General features: G+C 31.8%; 1 protein-coding gene. It reads right to left on the bottom strand.

Annotated features, from left to right (window positions below; genetic code table 11):
* Positions 1 to 852, bottom strand: an 852-nt coding sequence (locus SBH76_RS13455; protein WP_331678176.1) for an IS1634 family transposase, incomplete at both ends; no start/stop codon positions are given.

Raw genomic sequence — 852 nt, 5'->3', positions numbered from 1 at the left:
ATGGTATGTTTTATATACCTGTAATGGCTCCATATCTATCTCGGATGTCACTAAAAGATTATATCCTGCATATTTAAGATCTTCATCAATCTTAGATTTATTTAAATCTATTATAGGCTTTATTGTCTTGCCTGTACTATCTTTAGTTATAATGTCTACATATTTAGCACAATCTCCAAGTTCATCTTTAGCGATATTTTTGTATGTAGAAAACTTTGAAGCTTTATCGACCATTTTCATTATTTCAAGCCTTTGTTTCTTTGCAAGGTTAGGATTATAAGAGACGATACGCTTTTCTTTTACAGAAAACCTTGTAACACTCTCTTTTCTTGTTTCCGGATCAATCTCTTTAAAACTGTAATCAAAGCTGTCAATACAGGATTTAAGACGAAAAGATATATTACCTCTTTCATCAGTGTAATTAGAAAAGATATTTGTATCATTCTCAAGTAGAACCCATTTCTTTTCCTTTTCACTTAGATTCTTACCATGTATTGATTTTGAAAATATATAGCCGTCACTAGCTTCTTTAACTGCAGCATAAATATTTCTTGCACAATTAAGTCCTTTATCAGCTACCTGAATAGTCTTACCTGATACGTTGTGTCGTTGCTTCATTTCTTCAATAACTTTTCTAATATATGGCTTTTCCGATTCATTTCCGGGATACATTTGCATGGAGACAGGTACTAGATCAGCATCTAAAAGTAAAGCCTGTCCTATTATCGGAGAGTGCCTATTCTCTTTTGAAGGTCCCTTTTGCTTGTCATCGCTAGGAAGATCAATTTCAAAGTAATAATTAGTACAATCGAAAAATACATTGCTTAAATCTCTTTTAAAATACTTTTCATA

Source organism: Lachnoanaerobaculum sanguinis, from assembly GCF_033242365.1.
Classification (GTDB): Bacteria; Bacillota; Clostridia; order Lachnospirales; family Lachnospiraceae; genus Lachnoanaerobaculum; species Lachnoanaerobaculum sanguinis.
Note: the sequence above shows the minus strand (reverse complement) of the source record. Positions and strands in the feature narration are given on the sequence as shown.